At 61.4% G+C, this 23,610-nt stretch carries 24 protein-coding genes; 11 read left to right on the forward strand and 13 right to left on the reverse strand.

From position 1 onward, the window contains the following. Positions 1–4: 4 nt before the first annotated feature. Complete coding sequence (locus tag ACKLNI_RS16095) at positions 5–1,339, reverse strand: NAD(P)-dependent oxidoreductase (protein ID WP_413720110.1); 1,335 nt, start codon at positions 1,337–1,339, stop codon at positions 5–7. 172 nt (positions 1,340–1,511) lie between these two features. On the opposite strand from ACKLNI_RS16095, the gene accB reads away from it, so the two are divergent. The 3 genes from accB to aat are packed head-to-tail and all read left to right on the forward strand — an operon-like array spanning position 1,512 to position 4,049. After that, positions 1,512–2,015, forward strand: a complete 504-nt coding sequence (gene accB, locus ACKLNI_RS16100; protein ID WP_413720111.1) for an acetyl-CoA carboxylase biotin carboxyl carrier protein — start codon at positions 1,512–1,514, stop codon at positions 2,013–2,015. A gap of 10 nt (positions 2,016–2,025) precedes the next feature. Continuing rightward, on the forward strand, positions 2,026–3,369 hold the full coding sequence (gene accC / locus ACKLNI_RS16105) for an acetyl-CoA carboxylase biotin carboxylase subunit (RefSeq protein WP_413720112.1): 1,344 nt from the start codon (positions 2,026–2,028) through the stop codon (positions 3,367–3,369). A gap of 35 nt (positions 3,370–3,404) precedes the next feature. Then, positions 3,405–4,049 carry a leucyl/phenylalanyl-tRNA--protein transferase gene (aat, locus tag ACKLNI_RS16110; protein ID WP_413720113.1) on the forward strand — a complete coding sequence of 215 codons (645 nt, stop codon included), beginning with the start codon at positions 3,405–3,407 and terminating at the stop codon, positions 4,047–4,049. Here the strand turns inward: aat and ACKLNI_RS16115 are convergent. From ACKLNI_RS16115 to ACKLNI_RS16150, 8 genes are all read right to left on the reverse strand, one after another. Beyond that, positions 4,013–4,432, reverse strand: coding sequence for a DUF2155 domain-containing protein (locus ACKLNI_RS16115; RefSeq protein ID WP_413720364.1), 420 nt, complete (start codon positions 4,430–4,432; stop codon positions 4,013–4,015). The two genes, aat and ACKLNI_RS16115, sit on opposite strands and share 37 nt — an antisense overlap. A 2-nt stretch (positions 4,433–4,434) precedes the next feature. After that, the gene (mlaD, locus tag ACKLNI_RS16120) at positions 4,435–4,884 is read right to left on the reverse strand and encodes an outer membrane lipid asymmetry maintenance protein MlaD (protein ID WP_413720114.1); all 450 of its coding nucleotides are present in this window, start codon (positions 4,882–4,884) and stop codon (positions 4,435–4,437) included. A 6-nt stretch (positions 4,885–4,890) separates the two neighbouring features. Further along, entirely contained in the window at positions 4,891–5,274 is a 384-nt protein-coding gene (locus tag ACKLNI_RS16125; protein WP_413720115.1) for an NADH:ubiquinone oxidoreductase subunit NDUFA12, read from the reverse strand. 136 nt (positions 5,275–5,410) lie between these two features. Then, complete coding sequence (locus ACKLNI_RS16130; protein ID WP_413720116.1) at positions 5,411–5,794, reverse strand: RidA family protein; 384 nt, start codon at positions 5,792–5,794, stop codon at positions 5,411–5,413. A 36-nt stretch (positions 5,795–5,830) separates the two neighbouring features. Beyond that, entirely contained in the window at positions 5,831–6,157 is a 327-nt protein-coding gene (locus ACKLNI_RS16135) for a hypothetical protein (RefSeq protein ID WP_413720117.1), read from the reverse strand. A gap of 350 nt (positions 6,158–6,507) precedes the next feature. Then, entirely contained in the window at positions 6,508–7,767 is a 1,260-nt protein-coding gene (clpX, locus tag ACKLNI_RS16140; protein ID WP_413720118.1) for an ATP-dependent Clp protease ATP-binding subunit ClpX, read from the reverse strand. Between the two features lie 164 nt (positions 7,768–7,931). After that, a complete protein-coding gene (locus tag ACKLNI_RS16145; RefSeq protein ID WP_413720119.1) occupies positions 7,932–8,561 on the reverse strand; it encodes an ATP-dependent Clp protease proteolytic subunit in 630 nt (209 codons plus the stop codon). Positions 8,562–8,692: 131 nt separating this feature from the next. After that, complete coding sequence (locus ACKLNI_RS16150) at positions 8,693–8,869, reverse strand: hypothetical protein (protein WP_413720120.1); 177 nt, start codon at positions 8,867–8,869, stop codon at positions 8,693–8,695. 213 nt (positions 8,870–9,082) lie between these two features. Between ACKLNI_RS16150 and ACKLNI_RS16155 the strand changes: the two genes are divergently transcribed. Next, the gene (locus tag ACKLNI_RS16155) at positions 9,083–10,486 is read left to right on the forward strand and encodes an FAD-binding oxidoreductase (RefSeq protein ID WP_413720121.1); all 1,404 of its coding nucleotides are present in this window, start codon (positions 9,083–9,085) and stop codon (positions 10,484–10,486) included. A 65-nt stretch (positions 10,487–10,551) separates the two neighbouring features. Continuing rightward, positions 10,552–11,427, forward strand: a complete 876-nt coding sequence (locus tag ACKLNI_RS16160) for a formate/nitrite transporter family protein (RefSeq protein ID WP_413720122.1) — start codon at positions 10,552–10,554, stop codon at positions 11,425–11,427. Between the two features lie 4 nt (positions 11,428–11,431). On the opposite strand, the gene ACKLNI_RS16165 is transcribed toward ACKLNI_RS16160, so the two are convergent. After that, a complete protein-coding gene (locus ACKLNI_RS16165) occupies positions 11,432–12,013 on the reverse strand; it encodes a hemerythrin domain-containing protein (protein ID WP_413720123.1) in 582 nt (193 codons plus the stop codon). 107 nt (positions 12,014–12,120) lie between these two features. On the opposite strand from ACKLNI_RS16165, the gene rpe reads away from it, so the two are divergent. From rpe to ACKLNI_RS16195, 6 genes are all read left to right on the forward strand, one after another. Beyond that, positions 12,121–12,807 (forward strand): ribulose-phosphate 3-epimerase, encoded by a 687-nt coding sequence (gene rpe / locus ACKLNI_RS16170; RefSeq protein WP_413720124.1) that lies wholly within the window; start codon positions 12,121–12,123, stop codon positions 12,805–12,807. Positions 12,808–13,018: 211 nt separating this feature from the next. Next, positions 13,019–13,759 carry a prepilin peptidase gene (locus ACKLNI_RS16175; RefSeq protein WP_413720125.1) on the forward strand — a complete coding sequence of 247 codons (741 nt, stop codon included), beginning with the start codon at positions 13,019–13,021 and terminating at the stop codon, positions 13,757–13,759. A gap of 202 nt (positions 13,760–13,961) precedes the next feature. Next, entirely contained in the window at positions 13,962–15,059 is a 1,098-nt protein-coding gene (gene dctP, locus ACKLNI_RS16180; protein WP_413720126.1) for a TRAP transporter substrate-binding protein DctP, read from the forward strand. A gap of 87 nt (positions 15,060–15,146) precedes the next feature. Further along, positions 15,147–16,457 (forward strand): TRAP transporter small permease subunit, encoded by a 1,311-nt coding sequence (locus ACKLNI_RS16185; RefSeq protein ID WP_413720127.1) that lies wholly within the window; start codon positions 15,147–15,149, stop codon positions 16,455–16,457. 3 nt (positions 16,458–16,460) lie between these two features. Continuing rightward, positions 16,461–17,816, forward strand: coding sequence for a TRAP transporter large permease (locus tag ACKLNI_RS16190; RefSeq protein WP_413720128.1), 1,356 nt, complete (start codon positions 16,461–16,463; stop codon positions 17,814–17,816). Between the two features lie 141 nt (positions 17,817–17,957). Then, positions 17,958–18,497 carry a GNAT family N-acetyltransferase gene (locus tag ACKLNI_RS16195; protein WP_413720129.1) on the forward strand — a complete coding sequence of 180 codons (540 nt, stop codon included), beginning with the start codon at positions 17,958–17,960 and terminating at the stop codon, positions 18,495–18,497. 295 nt (positions 18,498–18,792) lie between these two features. Here ACKLNI_RS16195 and ACKLNI_RS16200 read toward each other — a convergent pair whose 3' ends face one another. The 3 genes from ACKLNI_RS16200 to ACKLNI_RS16210 form a co-directional block, all read right to left on the reverse strand. Further along, positions 18,793–20,997, reverse strand: a complete 2,205-nt coding sequence (locus ACKLNI_RS16200) for an NADP-dependent isocitrate dehydrogenase (RefSeq protein ID WP_413720130.1) — start codon at positions 20,995–20,997, stop codon at positions 18,793–18,795. A 159-nt stretch (positions 20,998–21,156) separates the two neighbouring features. Next, complete coding sequence (locus ACKLNI_RS16205) at positions 21,157–22,317, reverse strand: CaiB/BaiF CoA transferase family protein (protein WP_413720131.1); 1,161 nt, start codon at positions 22,315–22,317, stop codon at positions 21,157–21,159. Then, positions 22,310–23,530 carry an acyl-CoA dehydrogenase gene (locus ACKLNI_RS16210; RefSeq protein ID WP_413720132.1) on the reverse strand — a complete coding sequence of 407 codons (1,221 nt, stop codon included), beginning with the start codon at positions 23,528–23,530 and terminating at the stop codon, positions 22,310–22,312. Before ACKLNI_RS16210 ends, ACKLNI_RS16205 begins: the two co-directional genes overlap by 8 nt. Positions 23,531–23,610: the final 80 nt, after the last annotated feature.

Raw genomic sequence — 23,610 nt, forward strand, 5'->3', positions numbered from 1 at the left:
CTCCTCAGCCCATCAGGCTTGCATGAATATCTTCGGCCGCATCGCGACCCTCGGCCACGGCGGTCACCGTCAGGTCATCGCCGCCACTGGCGCAATCGCCGCCGGCCCATACCCCGGCCATCGACGTCCGGCCCGGCCCATCGACCGCGATCTTGTTCCCGTTCAGCTTCAGACCGCCCGGCGCGCCATCGAGATGCTGCCCGATCGCTTTCAGAACGACATCGGCCTTCAGCGAGAATGTCTCCTCCGTCATCCGAAGCCCATCGGCGCCCTCTTCCGTATAGGCGAATTCCACGCCGGTGACGAACTCGCCACCCTTCAGCCGGACCGGCGCCGCGCCGGTGATGATCCGGACCCCCTTGGAACTCGCCAGGTGCTGCTCCTCTTCCGAGGCCGACATGCTCTCGGGCTTGCGGCGATACACGATGGTGACATGTTCGGCACCGAGCAATTTCGACTGCACCGCCGCGTCAACTGCGGTCATCCCGCCTCCGATGACGACCACATCCCGACCTACCGGCACATTCCCGGGATTCCCCGACTGCCGCAGTTCGGCAATGAAATCTACAGCGTCGCGAACATGAGCGTGCTCCTCGCCCTCCGCCCGGAGCGCGTTCACACCAGCGAGACCGACGCCAAGAAAAACGGCATCGAAATCCTTCTGAAGTTCCTCCAGCATGATCTCTCGACCAAGGCGCTGACCCGTTCGCAAGTCGATCCCGCCGATCTTCATCAGCCACTTGACCTCGGCCTGAGCGAAATCGTCTACGGTCTTATAGCTTGCGATGCCGTACTCGTTCAGACCGCCGGGCTTTTCGCGGGCATCGAAGACCACGACATCATGCCCTTTCATCGCCAACCGGTGCGCACAGGCCAGCCCCGAGGGCCCTGCCCCGACGACAGCGACACGCTTGCCGGTGCTGGCGGCGCGCTCGAAAGGATGCACTCCCGTCGCCATTAGCGTGTCTGTCGCAAAGCGCTGCAACCGGCCGATCTCCACGGGCTTGCCTTCGGCCGCTTCGCGGACACAGGCCTCTTCGCACAGGGTTTCGGTCGGACAGACCCGGGCGCACATGCCCCCGAGGATGTTCTGTTCAAGGATGGTTTTCGCCGCCCCCTCGGGATTGTCCGCCTGTATCTGGCGGATGAACAAGGGGATATCGATGGAGGTCGGACATGCCGTGATGCACGGCGCATCGTAACAAAAATAGCAACGATCCGCAGCGACCATCGCTTCATGATTGCCCAAGGGGGCGTGCAGGTCGCCGAAATTCCGGGCCAGCACATCGGACGGCAGTCGGCCCGCTACAACCCCCGGCGTCCGCGGTGTGTTCGACATGTGAGATCTCCCTGTCGTTATTGAAATCAGACTGCCACAGACAAAAATTTTATCAACTGGTAAATTTTCAGCAGAATTGAATCGGATTGCGGGCGCTTTCCCTTCCGGAAATGGTTGCGTATAAGCGGCGCAGATATGACGCTGGCGCAAAGCCGGGAGAAAAGGGGCGAGAATGACAAACAAATCGCATGATACCGATGTCGAGTTCATCCGGGCGCTTGCCGAACTTTTGAGCGAGAATGATCTCTCGGAACTTCAGGTGAAACGGAAGTATCCCGATGATGGGACACTGAACGTGCGTGTCAGCCGCATAAGCGCGGTCACCGCCACTGTTGCCGTTCCAACTGCTCCGGCCGTTCAGGCGGCGCCTTCTGCGCCGGCCCACGCCGCTGCCCCGTCCGCCGCTCCCGCGGCCAGCGAAGCTGGCGATCCGGCCGCTCACCCGGGCGCGGTGACTTCGCCCATGGTTGGCACTGCATATCTCGCGCCCGAACCAGGTGCGGACAATTTCGTGAAGGTCGGAGACAAGGTCAGCGAAGGCGACACGCTTCTGATCGTCGAGGCCATGAAGACGATGAACCAGATCCCGGCGCCTAGGTCGGGCACGGTCAAGCGCATCCTCATCGAAGACGGTGCGCCTGTGGAGTTCGGCGCCCCCTTGATGATCATCGAGTGAGGGTACAACCATGTTCGACAAGATCCTGATCGCGAACAGGGGCGAAATCGCCCTTCGCGTGATCCGCGCCTGTCGCGAGATGGGCATCAAGTCGGTCGCGGTGCATTCCACGGCGGATGCCGACGCGATGCATGTTCGGATGGCGGACGAAAGCGTCTGTATCGGACCTCCCCCCGGCACCTTGTCTTACCTGTCGGTCCCGGCGATCATTTCCGCATGCGAGATAACGGGCGCACAGGCGATCCATCCTGGCTACGGCTTCCTGTCGGAGAATGCGAACTTCGTTCAGATCGTCGAAGATCACGAAATCACGTTCATCGGGCCCTCTGCCGAACATATCCGCATCATGGGTGACAAGATCACCGCCAAAGAGACCGCCAGAAACCTCGGCATCCCCGTGGTTCCCGGTTCCGATGGCGGCGTTCCGGACATCGCGGCTGCCCGAGCGATCGGCGAAGAATTCGGCTATCCCGTCATCGTCAAGGCCACGGCCGGCGGCGGTGGGCGCGGGATGAAGCTCGCCCGCAGCGCGGCCGAGATGGAGAACGCTTTCCGCACCGCCCGGTCCGAAGCGAAGGCCGCGTTCGGCAACGACGAAGTCTATATCGAAAAATATCTCGAAAAGCCGCGCCACATCGAGATTCAGGTCTTCGGGGACGGCAAAGGGAACGCGGTCCATCTGGGCGAACGAGACTGTTCGCTTCAACGCCGCCATCAGAAGGTCTTCGAAGAAGCGCCCGGCCCGGCGATCACTGCGGAGGAGCGCGCGCGCATCGGCAAGATCTGCGCCGATGCCGTGGCCAAGATCAACTACATCGGCGCAGGCACCGTCGAGTTCCTTTACGAGGACGGCGAGTTCTATTTCATCGAAATGAACACGCGTCTTCAGGTCGAACACCCGGTAACCGAAGCTGTCTTCGGCGTCGATCTCGTGCGTGAGCAAATTCGTGTCGCCGCCGGCCTTCCGATGGAGTTCCGCCAGGAGGATCTGCAGGTCAAGGGCCACGCGATCGAGATTCGGATCAACGCAGAGAAGCTTCCGAACTTTTCTCCCTCGCCCGGACGGATCACTCAATACCACGCGCCGGGCGGTCTTGGTGTTCGCATGGATTCCGCAATCTATGACGGCTATTCTATCCCGCCCTACTACGACTCGCTGATCGGAAAGCTGATCGTTTATGGCCGCGACCGGCCTGAGGCATTGGCAAGACTCGACCGCGCTTTGTCCGAACTGATCGTAGATGGCATCGATACCACGGTGCCCCTCTTCGATGCGCTTCTCCAGGAAAAAGCCGTCCAGACAGGCGACTATAACATTCATTGGCTGGAGAAGTGGCTGGAGCGGAACCTGTAATAGCGCAGGGCCCGTCACTGCTGTAGGCTGCGGCCATGAGTGATCGCAGCCTTACGCCCGAGTTGCTGTTGGGGGCCTATGCGGCCGGCGTGTTTCCCATGGCCGAGACGCGGGACTCCCCCGATGTATTCTGGGTGGATCCCCGAAGACGCGGCGTCATCCCACTCGACGGTTTCCACATCTCGCGCAGCCTTGCGCGCCGCATGGGGCGTGGCAGCATCCGCGCAAGCATGGATACGGCCTTCGAAGCGGTCCTCGACGGTTGCGCGGACAGACAGGAGACCTGGATCAACGAGACGATCCGGCAACTGATGCTGGAGCTGTTCCGCATGGGGCACGCCCATTCGTTCGAAATCTGGCGGGATGACGAACTGATCGGCGGCATGTATGGCATCGCGCTCGGCGGCGCATTTTTCGGCGAAAGCATGTTCAGCCGCGCAACCGACGGCTCGAAAATGGCGCTGGCCTTCGCGGTCGATCACCTCCGCAGAACAGGCTTCATCCTGTTCGACACTCAGTTCCTGACCGAACACCTGGCATCGCTCGGCGCGTTGGAGATTGCGCGTTCAACCTACCGGGCGCGGCTTTCACAAGCTCTTGAAGTGCCGGCGGACATTCATGCTCTGGACTTGGAACACGATCCTCAGGCGGTCGTGCAGCGGATCACCCAGACATCGTAGCGCGCATGGTCCAGCGCGTTCAGCGCGGGGCTGGATGCCACCATCCATCCGTCGAAAAGAATTGAATCCTGACGCGGATCCCGGATCGTCATCCAGGCATATGCCTCGCCTGTCGGATTGTCCTCCGGATATCGGCATTCCCCAAGCGAGATCTCTATGCGGCCAAAAGCGACCGTCTCGCCAGTATTGATCGGAATATCGGCGACCTGCCCCGACATCTTGTCGAGCCCCTTCAAGGTCGCCCCCTGCGCAGCGATGGCCCGCACCGAGTCCGCCGCAACATCCGGGATCGACACGGTCGAGCCGTCGATCGGGGACGTGATGATGCTGTCCTGCGCCGCAACCGGGGCCGCAAGGGCAAGGGCTATTGCCGCAGGCCGCAGGATCATTCCCCGTCGCCCGATACGAATTTCAGCAGAAGCTGCACGACCGAAACCGAGCTTTGCGTATCCAGGATCTCGCTTCCCGGCTCGATCGTGAATGGCGAGCCTCCGGGAAGGAGTTCGACAAAACTTCCGCCAAGAAGCCCTTCGGAACTGATGACGATCGCGGTGTCTTCCGGCAACTGCACCGCCGGGTCGACCGACAGCACCGTCTCGGCCCGGAAAGTCTCGGGATCAAGGTCCATGTCCAGAACACTGCCCACCTTCACACCGGCAAGGCGCACATCGGTGCCGACCCCGATGCCCTCGGCGGAACGGAATGACGCGGTATAGATCGAGTCGCCGGAACTCCCTCCGCCGATCCCGCCAACCTGCGCCATGTAGAACAGGAAGCCAGCAGCAACAGCCAGCACGCCCGCACCTGTCAAAACCTCGGTCGAGTTGTGGGACATGTGCGCTTACTCCGGCTGCCAGGCCTCGTAGTCAGAGCGCGCCACCGGATCAGGCCGCCGGATGGACCCCGGAGGCGCGTAAGCGGCAGGCGTGCCGGTCAGGTTTTCCTGATGCGGCTTCTCCCAGGCCTTGTGCTTCAAAGGCGCCTTGGTCGGCGGCTCGGCCCAGGTATGGTGCAGCCAACCGTGCCATTCCGGATCGACCCGACTGGCTTCGGCTTCGCCATTGAAAATGACCCAGCGGCGTTTTCCGTCTTTCGACTGGTAGAAGACGTTACCCTGGTTGTCCTCGCCGACCTTCTGACCGTGACGCCAGGTATAAAGCTGCGTGCCCCAGGTCTGGCTATTCCACCAGGTGACCGCGCGAAGTGCTCCGTTCAGGATTCCCATGATCAGGACCTCATTTCCATTCCTACTCCGTATGCCCGAGACCGGGGCCGAGATCCAGTGTCGGCGGCACCTGTCGACCGGCATATCTTCCCGGTCTGCCGCCGGCCAAATGGTACGTCTTTCCGAAAGGCACAGTTCATGCAGAGGGAACCCGGGCGGTCACCTCGATCTCGATCTTCATCTCGGGCTCCTGAAGCGCTGCCGAAATCATCGTGGCGGCAGGCCGTGCCTTGGCAAAGGCCTCGGACGTGATCGGCCAGCAGGCAGGCCATTCTTTCGGATCGGGCACGATGTACCGGACGCGAACCACGTCGTCGAGCGACGCGCCTGCCTCTTTCAGCGCCTTTTCAATCGTTTGAAGCGCGTTGCTGCACTGATCCTCAACACCCTTCGGCATGACCATGGCCGCATAGTCATAACCCGTGGTTCCGGCCACGAAGACCCAGCCGTCGGCAACGACTGCACGAGAGTAACCGATACGGGCTTCGAAGGGTGAGCCCGTGGAAATAAGCTTACGCATTACATTGTTCCCTATCCGGCCAGCGACCGGAAAAGGTCACTGCGCTGGCTTCGGATACTCGCCCTCGGAAGTTGGAGCAAGGGCAAGCTGCCGTTGCAGCCAGGACCTGTATGCCACGTATGTGATCCGGTTGATGCGGGCCCGGGTCTCCGGCGAAAATGTCTTGAACCCTTCGGCATCTACCCCGGGCAAGAACGTCAGTTTCAAACGCAGGTATATGTCAGAGCAATCGCTGGCCGCGCCCGGCGACATGAGCCGCTCGGTTGCCTGGGAGGCACAGTCCATGTGCTTCCGGAACAGGATGCGCCGCGTCTCTTCCAGCTTCTCTCGATCGCCGTTTTCAGCGTTTTGTTCCCGATGCAAGTGAGCGGCAACAGCGTCAGACCCGAACAGTAAGGCGCCAACCAAAAAAGACACCGCGAACGGAATTAGTTGGATTTTACACCCCCTTTTTCACACACAAATGTGATGGGGAAAGCTTAGGAGAGCTACACGCTTGCGTCCACTCACACGACAACGCGATGCATGCTCCTAGCGGTTGGGATGCCCAGAAAATGCGAATATTGCAATTAATTTAGGCGGATAGATCGAAAAGAAACCGTGAACCTTCCGTGAAAACATGGGTATCGAACGCCATGATCATTATGGCAATCGCGGGCAAATCGGCGCGCTTTGATGAAGGCGGCCTTCCGGATGACGGCCCGGAGCCGACGTCACCCGGCGCTGGCCGGCTCCTTTTTGGAGTCCGCATGGATCATCAGCGGCTTTGCGTCCGATGTCACGGCCTCCTCGTTGACCACGACCTCTTCCACACTGTCCAGGCCCGGGAGTTCGAACATCGTGTCAAGCAGGATGTTCTCCATGATCGACCGAAGTCCGCGGGCCCCGGTCTTGCGCTCGATCGCTCTCTTGGCGATGGCGATCAATGCGTCATCCGTGAAAGTCAGCTGAGTGTCTTCCAGTTCGAACAGGCGCTGATACTGCTTGACCAGGGCGTTTTTCGGCTCGGTCAGGATGGTGACAAGCGCATCCTCGTCCAGGTCTTCCAGTGTTGCGATGACGGGAAGGCGCCCGACGAATTCAGGGATCAGACCAAATTTCAAAAGGTCTTCCGGCTCCAGCTCCTTGAAGTGCTCGCCGATGGATTTCTCGTTCGGATCGCGGACATCGGCACCAAAGCCCATCGCGCTGCCCTTGCCGCGCTGCGCGATAATCTTGTCCAGCCCGGCAAAAGCGCCGCCGCAAATGAACAGGATATTCGTCGTGTCGACCTGCAGGAATTCCTGCTGCGGATGCTTGCGTCCGCCCTGCGGCGGTACGGACGCAACAGTGCCTTCCATGATCTTCAAAAGCGCCTGCTGCACGCCCTCGCCCGAGACGTCACGAGTGATCGAAGGGTTGTCCGATTTGCGGGTGATCTTGTCGACCTCGTCGATATAGACGATCCCGCGCTGTGCGCGCTCGACATTGTACTCGCTCGCCTGAAGCAACTTCAAAATGATGTTCTCGACATCCTCGCCCACGTAACCAGCCTCTGTCAGCGTGGTTGCGTCGGCCATGGTGAACGGAACATCCAGGATGCGCGCCAGCGTCTGGGCCAGCAACGTCTTGCCGCAGCCCGTGGGACCGATCAGCAGGATGTTCGACTTGGCAAGTTCGATATCGGATTTGCCCGCGTGGTTCAGGCGCTTGTAGTGGTTGTGCACCGCGACCGAAAGAACGCGCTTGGCATGCATCTGTCCGATGACATAGTCGTCCAGGACATCGCAAATCTCTCTCGGGCTTGGCACACCGTCCGAGGATTTGAGACCGGATGACTTGGTCTCTTCCCGGATGATGTCCATGCAAAGCTCGACGCATTCGTCGCAGATGAAAACCGTCGGACCGGCGATAAGCTTTCTCACCTCGTGCTGGCTTTTGCCACAGAACGAGCAGTAGAGGGTGTTTTTGCTGTCGCCAGAGTTGCTTGCCATCACTCAAACCTTTTGGCTTTCGCCTGTTCTCTCTTCGTAATCACCCGTCCGCCATCCGGCTTATCCGAGTGGCCACCCTTACCTGGATCGACCCTAGGACAGAGCCGGGACGGGTACAACGCAAAATTGGAATCGGCCTTAAGGCCGAAACCGAGCGTACCGCGTCAGCTCTTGGCACCTTCCGGCACGACCCTGGATTCAACGATTTCGTCGATCAGACCCCATTCCTTCGCTTCATCCGGCGTCATGAAGTTGTCGCGCTCGAGCGCGTCTTCGACTTTTTCCAGCGACTGGCCGGTATGCCTGACATAGATGTCGTTCAGCCGGCGTTTCAGCCGCTCGGTATGGCGGGCATGGATCATGATATCCGTCGCCTGTCCCTGGAACCCGCCCGAAGGCTGATGAACCATGATCGAGGAATTCGGCAGTGAAAGGCGCATGCCCTTCTCACCTGCGGCCAGAAGCAGCGATCCCATCGACGCCGCCTGCCCCACCACCAGGGTGGCGATCTTTGGCCGGATGTACTGCATCGTGTCATAGATCGACAGACCCGCGGTCACGACGCCGCCGGGGCTGTTGATGTACATCGAGATTTCCTTCGAGGGGTTTTCGGCCTCGAGGTGGAGCAGCTGCGCGACAATAAGCTGGCTCATCCCGTCATGAACGGGACCGTTCACGAAAATGATCCGCTCCTTCAGGAGACGGGAAAAGATGTCATAGGCCCGCTCGCCCCGGCTGGTCTGTTCCACCACCATGGGCACGAGATTCATGTAAGTTTCGATAGGATTGTTCATGGGGTGCCTGCCTTCAATAATCCGGTTCTACCGCAAGGGTGTTGCGAGAGTCTTAGTGGCGCCCTCGGGGGGCTGCAAGGGCAGCCAGGGCATTCGGGCGATTGAGAGGCCGCTGAAAGTGCCGATGAGGCCTATCCACGCTCCGTCCAGGCGTCGAACAGATAGTCTGCGGTCCTGTCCGCATCGCGGCGCAATTCGCGGCGGGAAGAACTGATCGCACGCGCGATCGGATCGACGACGACAGGCCAGAAAAACCACACGGCCACGAGTAAAAGAAGAAACATCGGAATGGCGGGCAGCACACCCATCACGAATCCCCCTTTTGGTCAGAGCGGCCAGGCAGATTGGCCACCCCGCCTTTCTTAACACGAAAAGTGGCAAAAAGTTGACGACCCGCGAAGAAATTCCCCTCAATACCAGAGAATTATGAGAATTTTTTAAGGACTTCCGGGTCTTCGCACGCAGCCGAGGCACTCGTTCTTTGCTCTTGCGCGCGCCTTTGGTTCCGGCATTCTTGCGCCATGCCACATCAGACAACTCTTCCACGAAACGAAACCGGTCTTGAGCTTGCCATCGGGATCTTGAAACAACGGTTTGGCGACAGATGTCAGACCGGACTTTCGATCCGCGAGCAACACGGCCACACTACGACTTGGATCCCGAACCAGCCACCAGATGCGGTCGTTTTCGCCGAAAGCACCGAAGACGTGGCGGATATCGTGCGCGTCGCGGCACAGCACAAAGTTCCCGTGATCGCGTTCGGCACGGGAACCTCGCTTGAAGGACATGTGAACGCCCCTGCCGGAGGAATCTCTATAGATACCAGCCGGATGAACGCCATTCTTGAGGTCCATGCCGAAGATCTCGACGTTGTCGTGCAGCCCGGCGTCACGCGCAAGGCCCTGAACGAGTACCTGCGCGACACGGGACTGTTCTTTCCGATCGACCCCGGCGCGGACGCAAGTCTGGGCGGAATGGCAGCCACGCGGGCCTCGGGCACCAACGCGGTGCGCTATGGAACGATGCGGGAAAACGTTCTCAGCCTCGAGGCCGTCCTGCCCAATGGCGAGATTATCCGAACCGGAAAGCGGGCCAAAAAATCATCTGCGGGCTATGATCTGACACGGCTGCTCGTCGGGTCGGAAGGGACCCTCGGGATCATCACCGAACTGACCCTGAAACTCTACGGCATCCCCGAAGCCATGTCGGCCGCGCGCTGCGCCTTTCCGACGGTCGAAGCAGCCTGCAACGCTGTTATCCTTGCCATTCAGACCGGAATACCGATCGCGCGGATCGAGCTTCTGGACGCTGAATGCGTCACCGCGCTCAACAACTATTCCAAGCTGGATCTGCCGGTAGAGCCGCTGCTGATCATGGAATTCCACGGGTCTCACGCCTCGGTGAAGGAACAGGCCGAACTTTTCGGCGATATCGCGGAGGAGTTCGGCGGCCACGGTTTCACCTGGACGGCGTCGGCCGAAGAACGCAACAAACTCTGGCAGGCGCGTCACGATGGCTATTGGGCCCTCCTGCAGCTGCGACCGGGTGCCGAGGCCATCGCCACGGATGTCTGCGTGCCGATTTCGAACCTGGCGGAGGCCGTGACAAGAACCCAGGAACAGGCTGCCGCGATGGGCCTTCTCGCCCCGATCCTTGGCCATGTGGGTGACGGAAATTTCCATGCCACACTTCTTGTCGACGGGGACGAAGAGCGTGCCCGCGCCGACGACTTCATCGTCTGGCTCAGCCAGCTGGCCATCGAACTGGACGGTACGATCACTGGCGAGCATGGAATCGGACAAGGCAAGATGGCATCGCTCATCAAGGAGATGGACGGCGCTACCCATGTCATGGCGGCGATCAAGAAAGCCATCGATCCAGACGGCATCATGAACCCCGGAAAGATCTTCTCTCCGGACACCTGAGTCTCTGCCGCCTCAACCCGCTACGCCAGAAGCCGCGCTCCGGGCACGGCGCGCATCGCCAGTCGATGCAACCAGGAAGGACCAGCCCTTTGTCTGACGATCTCATCATCAAGCCTAAACCGGCCGAGGACCACGAGGAAAAAAACGAAGAGAAGGTCTCGAAGGCCAGCCCCCTGCCCTCGAAGGTCATCTATGAAATCATCCGACGCGAGGGCGAGGAGGAACTGGCGCGCACGAACAGGTCACTCGTCTGGTCCGGCGTCGCCGCCGGCATGATGATGAGTTTCTCGGTGCTGGGAGAGGCGATATTCCGCACCTATCTTCCGGATGCACCCGCTTCCTATCTCGTGGAAAACATTGGCTACAGCTTCGGCTTCCTCCTTGTGATCATGGGCCGGCTGCAACTGTTCACAGAAAACACGATCACGACGGTCTTTCCCTTCCTGAACGACCCGAAATGGTCGGTTGGACTGGCGACCCTGCGGTTGTGGAGCATCGTACTTGCCGCAAATGTCGTCGGGGCCTTCATCGCGGCGACGGTCATGCATCACACGGCCGCCATCCCCGCCGAACTCAGACCGGCGATCCACTCGCTATCGGAACATGCTACCGGCATGGGAGCCTGGCAAAGCTTCATGCGCGGTATCCCGGCGGGCATCCTCGTCGCCGCGCTTGTCTGGTCGATGCCGCAGGCCAGCGCGAACCGTTTTTTCATCATACTCGGCTTCACATGGCTGATCGCTGCTGGCGATTTCACCCATATCATCGCCGGATCAGTCGAAATGGCCTATCTGGTCGTGGGTGGCGAACTGGGTTTGGGCGCGGGACTGACGGGCTTCTTCCTGCCTGTTCTGGCCGGAAACATCATCGGCGGAACAGCCATCTTCACAATGATCGCCTATGGTCAGGTCGTGGACGAATTGCCCGAACGGCGCAGTTGAACGATCAGACCAGGCCGGCGGGGGCGTATTTCAGCAGCACAGGCACCACCAGCTCCTCTTCATCCACCAGGTGCCGGTCGAGAAATCCTTCGACGCTGAGAAGTTCCGCATGAAAGGCGGCGATCGCGTCTGTGGCCGGATCGCCCCCCGCGATGAGCCGCAGCGCACCATTGGCGGCCTCAGCAAACTCGGCGAGATGACCGTCGATGGCGTGATGATCCAGGTCGAGAATGTCGAAACCCTTCTCGATCCGGCGGTCGAGCGTCTTCATCACAGGGAAGTAATGCGCATCCTCGATCGAATGGTGCCCATGCAATTCGCCGATGAACATCGACCCATAGCGCGACAGATGGGCACCGAAGACGCGATGCTCCATCGACCGGTCCAGAGCATGCTCCGCCTCGCTCTTCATCGTCGCCACAAGCCGACGGAACATCATGTGGCGATCCAGCCAGAAACGGATGAGCCCGCTGAAATTCGGATCGGCTTCCCAGGCCTCGCGGGGATACTCCTTAAGCAGGACGCGCAATGCCTCGGGCAACGCCGGGCGAGTTTCTAGGGCAAGGTCATTTTCGGATATCGGCATGCCGCAAGACCTAGCATGACGTTTCGCCAAGAAAAGCCCCGATACTATCTGGCCCCCCGGAAGACCTCGGGGTACACGGAAAGAAACATCATCAGCCTGGGATTCCGATGCCGTTCGACCGCTCCATCAAGATCGCCCCTTCCATCCTTGCCGCCGATTTCGCCAATTTCGGCGCCGAATGCCGGGCCGTCGAAGCCGAGGGCGCGGACTGGATCCACGTCGACGTCATGGACGGGCATTTCGTGCCGAACATCACTTTCGGACCTTCTACGGCCAAGGCGATCAGGCCGCATATCAAGGGCATCATGGACGTTCACCTGATGATCGCGCCGGTCGATCCCTATATCGACGCCTTCGCCGATGCCGGGACGGACATCCTGACCGCCCATGTCGAGGCGGGCCCCCATATTCACCGGACGCTTCAGGCCATCCGCGGTGCGGGTATGAAAGCCGGACTGGCGCTAAACCCCGGAACTCCGGCGGACGCCGCAGCCGAATTGATGGACGCCGTCGACCTGATCTGCGTGATGACCGTGAACCCCGGCTTCGGAGGACAGAAATTCATCGACATGACCGCCAAGATCCGTCGCCTGCGCGGGATGATCGGAGATCGGCCGGTTCATATAGAGATCGACGGCGGGGTCGACCCCAGAACAGCCCCCCTGGTCGCAGCCGCAGGAGCGGATGTCCTGGTTGCGGGTTCGGCAGTGTTCAAGGGCGGCTCAGTCGAAGATCCGGCCCCCTACGGCATGAATATCAGGGCCATCCGGAATGCCGCCGAGGGCGCGCTCTGAGTCGCGAGCGCGCCTGAAAAGCCGCCCAGACACACGATCTGCGCGAAATCTGCAGAGCAAGAGCACAGATTGGCCGTGTTCACGCCATAAAGAAGGGGTGTTTCTGCAACGTGTGGGAAACGCCTGCCAGTTAGGCTTTCGGCAGCTTGACGGAAACCGAAGTGCAGGCCGATTGTGACACCGGGGGCGAGACGGGGATGCGGCACGCGCGATGGTACTCGCCGGTACAACTACATTCTACGCTTCACTCGGCCTGCTGCTTGTCTCGCCGGCAACTGGTGCGTTCCTGAAGTTCTGGGCCGACCGCGCCGCCGAAGGTTCCAGCGTGATCGGCGCCGCCTCCCATTGTGACAATTGCGGGAAACCGTTGCGCTCGACCCAGGTCATTCCGATCGTCTCATGGCTGCTGGCCGGTGGACGGGCGCGGTGTTGTGGCAAAGACATCCGCCACGGGCTCCTGAGTTCGGAGATCACGGCCGTGGGTCTGGCAGTCTGGGGAATTCTCGCGGCACCCCAGCACCTCTGGCTTCCGACGCTTATCGTCGCCTGGCTGATCCAGGCCATCGCGCTTCTAGCTGCGCCCGACCGGCGGGCTGCGTTCGCTCTGGCCATGGTATTGACCTGGCTCGGACTGTTCTGGGCTGCCATGGGCCTGACCGGTCCCTTCGGCATGCATCTTCTGGGTGCGCTGATCGGGGCGAGCTGTGCGGCGCTTGGAATCCTCGACAAGATACGGGGGGCGCCGACCCTGCTGCTCTTGCCCGCGGGAGCGATCCTTGGGGCGGTTGCCCTTCCGGCCGCCATTTTCCTGGGGATCGCCCTGGCCCTCCTGCATCGCGGCTGGTGCAGGCTAGCCGACCGGGCCGGAACGCCGCACGCAACATCTGTAGCGATCGGCCTGGCCGGGGGAGTATGGCTGGTCTGGCTCTACGGACCGACCCTCGGGCTTTGAACCACGCCCGACCCATCCACCCGCCCTCGAGCGGCAGGTCGAATTGCCCCCTCACAGCCCAGAATATCGACCTATTGGTAAAAAATACTATCCAATACATGTAAGTTCTGGCCAAACCTGAAAACCTTGCTATGTTTCGGCATCCGACCCGCACAATTCGGAGGCATGAAGCTAGCGGGCACAGGTAAATTGGGAGGACACCATGAAAAAGCTTACCACTCGCCGTGGCGCCATTCGCGCTTTGGCCGGCGCCGGCGCTGCCGGCCTTGCTGCGCCGCACGTTGCCAGTGCTGCCGCACACGGCACCACGTGGCGTATTCAGTCCAGCTGGCCCGGCGGAGCCGGCCTGCAGATTTTCAAGGACTGGTGCGCGACGATTGAGGAAAAAACCGGCGGCGAACTGGCGTTCCAGCCCTTCGGCGCAAACGACGTTGTCGGCGACTTCCAGCTTTACGACGCGGTGAAGAACGGCGTTCTCGAAGCGGTGAACCCATTCACGATCTATGCTCAGGGCATCATCCCTGCGGCGACGTTCCTGACCTCCTATCCGCTGGGTCTGCGCAATCCGCACGAGTGGGACGTGTTCTACTATGGCCTCGGCGGCCTTGAAATCGCGCGCGAACTCTATGCCGCACAGGGCATGATGTTCGTCGGTCCGGTGCACCACGGCCCGAACATCATCCACTCGAAAGTTCCGATCCGCTCGATCGACGACTTCGCTGGCCGGAAGATGCGCCTGCCGGGTGGCATGGTCGCAGAAGTCTTCACCGAGATCGGCGCTGAAACCACGGTTCTTCCCGGCTCGGAGATCTTCCCGGCTCTCGAAAAGGGCACCATCGACGTTGCCGACTACGTTGGCCCGGCGGTGAACTATGCTCTCGGCTTCAGCCAGGTAACCGACTACATCGTCATGGGTCCTCCGGGCTTCATGTCGCTGTACCAGCCGGTCGACCTCATGGACATCACCGTGTCGATGGACGCATGGAACGCCCTGTCGCCGGAAATGCGCCAGTTCGTGGAAATGGAAACCCATGTCTACTCGGACATGCATCATGCCGCGATCCAGAAGGCCGACCAGGAGGCATGGGAAAAGTTCGAAGCCGACGGCACCGAAGTCACCCGCCTCAGCCAGGACGACGTCGAACTGATGACCGAGGTCGCGGTTCCGATCTGGTTCAACTACGCCAACCGCGACAAGGACGCCGCGCGCGTGTTCAAGATCCAGCTCGACTACATGATGTCCGGCTCTCTGGGCTACGTGACGCCCGAGCAAGTCGAAGGTCTCGAACTCGACCTCTGAGACTGCCGTCAAACCGGATTTGTCGCCCGGCGCTTGTCGCCGGGCGGCGCGTTCACGGACACATCCCTATACCTCAGGACCGAAGCGATGCCTGATTTCCACTTCACCCTGCCGCACTGGCTGTACTGGGTCGGACTGATCGTCTTTCCCCTGATCGCCATGTCGCTCGGCAGGCGACCGCGTTCCGGCGAAAGCCGTTATTCGATCCCGCTGGCCTATATGATCCTTGTCACGGGCGGGATACTTGGCCTCCACCGCTTCTACCTGAAAAGCCTTCTGGGGCTGATCTTCGTTCCGATTTTCCTGTTCGTGCTCTACGCCAACGGCCAGTCCACAGACGCGCGCACGATCGTGTCGAACATATCCAACGAATTGAAGATCGCCGAGCGGACACTCAGCCGCGAGAAACCCCGTCTCGAGGAAGCCCGCACCGAACTCGAGGAGTTGCGCGCGCAACTTCCCACCGTCGAAGCCGGCAGCTTTGCCGAACGCCGCGTCGAGCGTGGCATCAAGCGCGCCGAAGACAGTATCCCGAAATCCGAACAGCGGATCGCAGAGGCCGAAGAGACGGTCAACCGAATCGGCTCATCTCTTGAAGAGGCGCAGGCCTCGCGGAGCTTCTGGGCAAGCGCTGCTGGCTATGCGTTCTACGTGATCGTCGCTCTGATGCTGATCGATGCCGTGCTGATCCCGGGCATGGTCCGGCGCGCGAACGACAATATCGTCGAAGAAAGGAAGACCGAGGCCGAGATCGCGCTGGAAGCCGCCGAGGCCGAAGAAGGCCCCAAGGCCGATGCGGATCACGTCGAGAACTGGATCGACCGGCTATCGCTGACCTGCGGCGAGTTCGTCGCCTACTGGGCCGTGATCGCGGTCTTCGTCTATTACTTCGAGGTCATCAGCCGGTATGTCTTCGGCTCGCCCACGAACTGGGCACACGAGTCGATGTATCTGATGTTCGGCATGCAGTACCTGATCGCCGGCGCCTACGCGATGCTGACCGAAAGCCATGTGCGGGTCGATATTTTCTATGCACCGATGTCCCGCCCCCGGAAAGCATGGGCTGATCTCTTGACGTCGATCTTCTTCTTCATCTTCGCCGGCACCCTTCTGGTGACGTCCTATATCTTCGCCATGGATGCGCTGGCCGTACCGACCGGCAACTCGGTGGTCTCCGAATGGGCGCGCGGCAACCTGGGCTTCTTCGAGATGCTCGGCTCGCTGACATTCGGACAGTGGACCGATCCGAATGTCCGCTGGGGTGAAATCAGCTTCAATGAATGGGAAGTGCCGCTCTGGCCCATGAAGTGGGTAATGGTCATCGGCGGCCTGCTCCTGGTGCTGCAGGGCGTCTCGAAACTTTCGAAAGACATCCGCGCGATCGCGAGGGGGTACTGATCCATGGGTCTCGATATCGGCATCGAGCTTCTGACGCTCATCATGTTCGGGTCTCTCCTGACCCTTCTCATGGCTGGCCTGCCTCTGGCTTTCGTCACGGGCGGACTGGCCTGCGTGTTTCTCTTCCTCCTCGGAGATGAGCGCGCTCTGAACATCGTTCCGTCGCGTATCTTCCCGCTGATGACGAACTACCAGCTGTCGGCCATTCCGTTGTTCATCTTCATGGCCGCGATGCTGGAGCGTGCGGGCATCATCAACGAGATGTTCGACGTCATCTACAAGCTGCTCGGCGGCCTCCGGGGCGGACTGGCAGCAGCGACGATCCTGGCCTCTACGATCCTGGCCGCGATGGTCGGCGTGATCGGGGCGGCGGTCGTGACCATGGGGATCATCGCGTTGCCCGCCATGCTGAAGCGTGGCTACGACCCCAAGATCGCGATGGGTTCGATCATGGCCGGCGGCACGTTGGGCATCCTGATACCGCCCTCGATCCTTGCGATCATCTATGCGGTCGTCGCAGAACAGTCGGTGGGCGAACTCTTCATCGGAGCGGTCATCCCCGGCCTGCTCCTGTCGGGCATGTACATCGCCTATGCCGTGATCCGCAGCTACATAAACCCGCGCCTCGGCCCGCCGATCCCGGTGGAAGAGCGCGTGTCGAACGCCGAGAAACTCCGCCTTCTCGGCGGGATGTCCGCTCCGATCGCGCTGATCGTCGTGGTTCTTGGTGTGATCTTCACCGGTGTCGCCACGCCAGTTGAAGCAGCCGGTATCGGCACTTTCGGCGCCTTCATCGTGGCCGCCATCCACCGTAAGCTGGACTGGCAGACCGTGCGCGAAGCCTCTCTGACGACCCTAAAGGCCAGCGCCATGGTCATCTGGATCATGTTCGGCGCGACGATCTTCGTGGGACTTTACGTCCTCGAAGGCGGGCAGCAGTTCGTTCAGGAGAGCCTCGCGGCGACGGGACTTGGCCCCTGGGGCATCCTGATCCTGATGCAGATCCTCCTGATCATCCTCGGCATGTTCCTCGATTGGGTGGGCATCCTTCTGCTTTGCGTTCCGATCTTCGTACCGATCATCAAGGCACTCGGCGCTCAGGCCTTCGGCCTCGACAGCCCGGACGACCTGGTGCTGTGGTTCGGGGTTCTTTACCTCGTGAACATGCAGATGAGCTTCCTGTCACCGCCATTCGGCTATGCGCTGTTCTACCTGCGCGGGGTCGCTCCGCCGGAAATCCCGATGGGCGACATCTTCAAGTCCGCACTGCCGTTCCTGGCGCTGCAGATCGTGGGACTGACACTCTGCATGCTGTTCCCGCAGATCATCACTTGGCTGCCAAGACTGGTATATGGCTGACGAAACCCATTTGTGACATCAGAAACGAGAAACGCCCGGTCCCTTGCCGGGCGTTTTTTTTTGCTCTGTCCGATGCAGTGCAAGCCTTTCCGGCCTACACTTGCGACAAGAGAGGACACGTACAGGCTTTGGAGAAGATTGTTGGAATTCAGAACGGATAACAAAGATCACGCGGACGAGATCAGCGCTCTTTTCGCCGCGACCTTCACTGCGTCGGAAGGCGCCGAGGAAGGTGCACTGGTCGGCGCGCTGGCGCGCGACATGATGGAAGCGACCAATGCGGACGACCTGATCGTCGTGACCGCGCAAGAGAACGACGCCCTCTCCGGATGCATCATGTTCTCGCGCCTGACTTTCGAAAACGACGACCGCACGGCCTTCATTCTGGCGCCGGTGGCGGTGGCGACTGGGCGGCAGGGTTTGGGGGTTGGGCAGGCGTTGTTGCGTTATGGGCTCGACGTTCTGCGGGAGCGCAATGTCGATGTCGTCGTGACCTATGGGGACCCCAACTACTATTCGAAGGTCGGGTTCGCACAGGTCACCGTGGATGACGTGCCCGCCCCCTTTGCGCTGAACCAGCCGGAAGGATGGCAGGCACAATCCCTGACGGATCAATTACTTACGCCCCTGAAAGGCCCTTCGCGCTGCGTGCCGGCGCTGAACGATCCGAAATACTGGTAGCCCGAAGGCGCTTGGCTGACGTCACGTGCGATGCACGTAGCCGCGCGCGGGCGCACCGGAGAGCAGCGGCGGTTTTCATCTGACCGGACAAGGGTTTTGCCCGGTCTGCACGGCGTCGGCAAAACGTATGGCAAGCGTATGGCAACCGGTATGGACACCTTGCCATTCCGCGCCTGTCTCGGAACTCACATGATTGCCCGCCGGCGACGTGCTCCGGCCGTGCGGTCAGAAACACGTATGCCGGGGAAGACCCCGGCATACGATGGATCGGCTGGGTGCCGGGCGGAAGGCCGGCTTACCCGATGATCCCGTTCAGCGTGGCCGAGGGACGCATGACCAAAGCGGTCTTGTCTGGGTCCGTATGGTAGTAGCCCCCCAGATCGGCAGGGGCGCCCCGCACGGCAGCCATTTCACCGGTGATAGTCTCGGCATTATCGGACAGCGCCTTGGCGATCGGTGCGAAATGCGCCGCCAGGTCCGCATCCTTGTCCTGCGCCGCCAGCGCTTCGGCCCAGTAGAGCGCGAACCAGAAATGGCTGTCGCGGTTGTCGGGCTGACCGACCTTGCGGCCCGGGGAGCGGTCGTTGTCCAGAATGCCCTGCGTTGCCGCATCAACCGCCTCGCCCAGGATCGTGGCACGGGCATTGCCCTTGACCTCGCCCAGGAATTTCAGGCTTTCGCCAAGCGCACAGAACTCACCCAGCGAATCCCAGCGGAGATGGTTCTCCTCCATCAACTGCTGGACGTGCTTGGGCGCCGAGCCGCCGGCGCCCGTCTCGAAGAGACCGCCGCCGTTCATCAGCTTCACGATCGACAGCATCTTTGCCGAGGTGGCGAGTTCGAGGATCGGGAAGAGGTCGGTCAGGTAATCGCGAAGCACGTTGCCGGTGATCGCAATGCTGTTCTCGCCCTTCGTGATCGTCTCCAGCGAAGCGCGGGTGGCTTCGCGCGGAGCCATGATCTCGAACTTGTCGGCAACGCCCTTGGCTTCGAGAATCGGCTTCACATAGGCGATCAGCTGAGCGTCATGGGCGCGGGTCTCGTCCAGCCAGAAGATCGAGCGGAAGCCGGTGGCCTTCTGCCGCGAAATGGCAAGGTTGACCCAATCTTCGATCGGCGCCTTGCGCGTCGATGCCGACCGCCAGATATCGCCCTTTTCGACCTTGTGAGAGTGCAGCACCGTGCCGTCGTCGAGGATCATCTTGACCGTGCCGTCCTCCGGAATCTCGAAGGTGGTCGGGTGGCTGCCGTATTCCTCGGCCTTCTGCGCCATCAGGCCAAGGTTCTGGACGGTGCCGGCGGTGGCCGGGTTCAGCTTGCCGTTCGCCTTGAAGAACGCGATCGCCTCGTCATAGACCGGCGCATAGGAATTGTCGGGGATCACGCAGTTGCTGTCGGCCTCTTTCCCGTCAGGACCCCAGCCCTTGCCGCCGGCGCGGATCAGCGCGGGCATGGAGGCATCGATGATGACGTCGGACGGCACGTGCAGGTTCGTGATGCCCCGGTCAGAGTTCACCATGTAGAGCGGCGGGCGATCGGCGCTGACGGCGTCGATTGCGGCCATGATCTCGGCGTCATCCTTGACGCGGTCCAGCAGGTCGCCCAGGCCCGAGTTCGGATCGACGCCCAGGGCTTCCATCCGGTCGCCGAATTTCTCGAACACCGGCGCCAGCCATGCGCGCACCGCGTGGCCGAAGATGATCGGGTCCGAAACCTTCATCATCGTGGCCTTGAGGTGCAGCGAGAAGAGAACGCCATCGGCCTTGGTCTTCTCGATCTCGGATGCGATGAAGGCATCGAGCGCCTTGGCGGACATGAAAGTCGCGTCTACGACCGTCCCTGCAGGGTAGGAAACGCCCTCCTTCAGAACGGTTTCGCCATTCGCGGTTTCCAGCACGATCTTCGCGGTCCCCGCGTTCGGAAGCGTCGCCGACACCTCGTTCGAGCGGAAATCACCGCCCGGCATGGACGAGACGCGGGTCTTCGAATCGGCCGACCAGTCGCCCATCCGGTGCGGGTTGGCCTTGGCGTAGTTCTTGACTGCGGTGGCGGCGCGGCGGTCGGAGTTGCCTTCGCGCAGAACCGGGTTCACGGCCGAACCCTTGATCGCGTCATAGCGCGCGCGCGCCGTCTTCTCGGCTTCGGTCTGCGGGTCTTCGGGATAGTCCGGGATGTTGTAGCCCTGGGACTGAAGTTCCTTGATCGCGGCGACCAGCTGCGGGACCGAGGCCGAGATATTCGGAAGCTTGATCACATTGGCTTCAGGCGTTTTCACCAGTTCGCCCAGCTCGGCCAGGTCGTCGGGCTGACGCTGCGCGTCGGTCAGGCTCTCCGGGAAGGCCGCGATGATACGGCCCGCCAGAGAGATATCCTTCGTGCCCAGCGTGACGCCAGCCGCGGCGGCGAACTTGCGAATGATCGGCAGGAAGGAGGCCGAAGCCAGTTCCGGCGCTTCGTCGACCCTGGTGTAGATGATGTCGGGGGTTGTGTGATCAGTCATCGGTCGGACCCTCATTAGGAGATTTGCGCGACGCTTACCCGTTTTCCCGGAGAAGGTCGACGGTGAATTGCATACAGTGGCATACAGCCGCACGATTTGTTCGGTGGCCGGTCTTCACCGTCCGCGTGCATCAGGCGTGACGGGCTGGTTAACGGCTGCTCAGTCCTTGAGGCCGGAGCCCGAAAACGCCCATCGCCCCTGTCCCAGAAGCGGGCTGGCACGGGTATGCTCCAGATCACTGCGCGAATAACGGATCGGAGTGCGCAACCCCTTGATGCCTTCGGGTGCGATCACCATCCCGCGCGCCTCGGCCTGCGGGTCGGACAGCGCCTCGGAGACACGGTTGATCGGTCCGGCAGGCACGCCTGCGGGGTCGAGCGCGTCGATCAGATCGGCACGGGTGCGCTGGCTGGTGGCCTCTGACAGAAGGTCTGCAAGGCGGTCGCGGTTTGTGACACGGGCCGGGTTGGTGGCGAAGTCGGGATCGTCGGCGAGATGCGCGAGGCCCAGTTCGTCGGTAAGCGCCCGGAACTGACGGTCATTGCCGCAGGCGATGATCAGGTGTCCGTCCGAGGCCGGAAAGACCTGGTAGGGCACGATGTTCGGATGCGCGTTGCCAAGGCGGCGCGGCTCCCTGCCCCCGATCAGGTGGTTCGTGGCCTGGTTGGCCAGAACGGCAAGCCCGGTGTCGAAGAGCGCCAGATCAACGTGCTGGCCCTGCCCCGATCGGTCGCGCTCGGCAAGTGCGGCCTGGATGCCGATCACGCCGTAAAGCCCGGTAAAGACGTCGATCCAGGCCACGCCGACCTTTTGCGGCTCGCCCCCGGGATCGCCGGTCAGTTCCATGATCCCGCTCATGCCCTGGATGAGGAAGTCATAGCCCGCCTGACCGCTGCGCGGACCGTTCTGGCCGAAACCGGTGATCGAGGCATAGACGAGGCGCGGGTTGAGCGCGGCCATCGCGTCGTAATCCAGCCCGTATTTCTGCAGACCGCCGACCTTGAAGTTCTCGATCAGAACATCGGCCTCTGCGATGAGGCGTTTGAGGCGGTCGAGATCGTCCGGGTTTCCGAAATCGCAGGTGACGCTGGTCTTGCCCCGGTTCGCGGCATGGAAATAGGCGGCGACCGTCTCGGTGCCGCCGCCGGGCAGGTCTCGTTCGATGAAGGGCGGGCCCCAGGTGCGGGTGTCGTCGCCCTGCGGGCTTTCGACCTTGATCACCTCGGCGCCCAGATCGGCCAGCGTCTGGCCGATCCACGGTCCCGCGAGGATCCGCGCCAGTTCGACGACCTTGAGCCCCTTCAGCGGCGCGTCAGCCAAAGGCCTGTATCCCGGTCTGGGCGCGGCCAAGGATCAGCGCGTGGACGTCGTGCGTGCCCTCGTAGGTGTTCACGGTCTCGAGGTTCTGGGCGTGGCGCATGACGTGGTACTCGATCTGGATGCCGTTGCCGCCGTGCATGTCGCGCGCCATCCGCGCGATATCCAGCGCCTTGCCGCAGTTGTTGCGCTTGACGATCGAGATCATCTCGGGCGCGAACTTGCCCTCGTCCATCAGACGGCCCACGCGAAGAGAGCCTTGCAGGCCCAGCGCGATCTCGGTCTGCATGTCGGCCAGTTTCTTCTGGTAAAGCTGGGTCGCGGCCAGCGGACGGCCGAACTGCTTGCGCTCCATCCCGTAGCGGTGCGCGCGGAACCAGCAATCCTCGGCGGCCCCCATCACACCCCACGAGATGCCATAGCGCGCGCGGTTGAGGCAGCCGAACGGACCGCCCATGCCGGAGACGTTCGGCAGAAGCGCGTCTTCGCCTACCTCGACATTGTCCATGACGATCTCGCCGGTGATCGAGGCGCGCAGGGACAGCTTGCCGCCGATCTTGGGCGCGGAAAGACCCTTCATGCCCTTTTCCAGAATGAAGCCGCGCACCTTGCCGCCATGGGCCTCGGACTTTGCCCAGACCACGAAGACATCGGCGATCGGACTGTTGGAGATCCACATCTTGGAGCCGATCAGGCGATAACCGCCGTCCGTCTTGATCGCACGGGTCTTCATGCCGCCGGGATCGGAGCCTGCGTCAGGCTCGGTCAGGCCGAAGCAACCGATGTACTCGCCTGAAGCCAGTTTCGGCAGGTATTTTGCCTTCTGCTCCTCGGACCCGTAGGCATGGATCGGGAACATCACGAGACTGGACTGAACCGACATCATCGAGCGGTAGCCCGAGTCGATCCGCTCCACTTCGCGGGCGACAAGACCATAGGCCACATAAGACGCCCCCGCGCCGCCGAACTCCTCGGGGATGGTCACGCCCAGAAGGCCGTTCGCGCCCATCTCGCGGAAGATCTCGGGATCGGTCACCTCGTCCAGATAGGCTTTTTCGACCCGGGGCAGAAGCTTGTCCGCGGCGAAAGCATGCGCGGCGTCGCGGATCAGACGTTCGTCCTCTTCCAGCTGGTCGTTCAGCAGAAACGGGTCTTCCCAGTTGAAGGCCGCGCCCTTGTGGTTGACGGCCGGTTTGCTGTCGGGTCGGTCAAGCATCGGAGCCTCTTCATGCATGTTTTGCGTGTTCTGATCGTAATACCGTTTGGAACCGGTGTCGAAAACCGATATTTCGGAAT

The sequence above is a fragment of the Silicimonas lutimaris genome (genome assembly GCF_047314965.1).
Lineage (GTDB): Bacteria > Pseudomonadota > Alphaproteobacteria > Rhodobacterales > Rhodobacteraceae > JAVJUV01.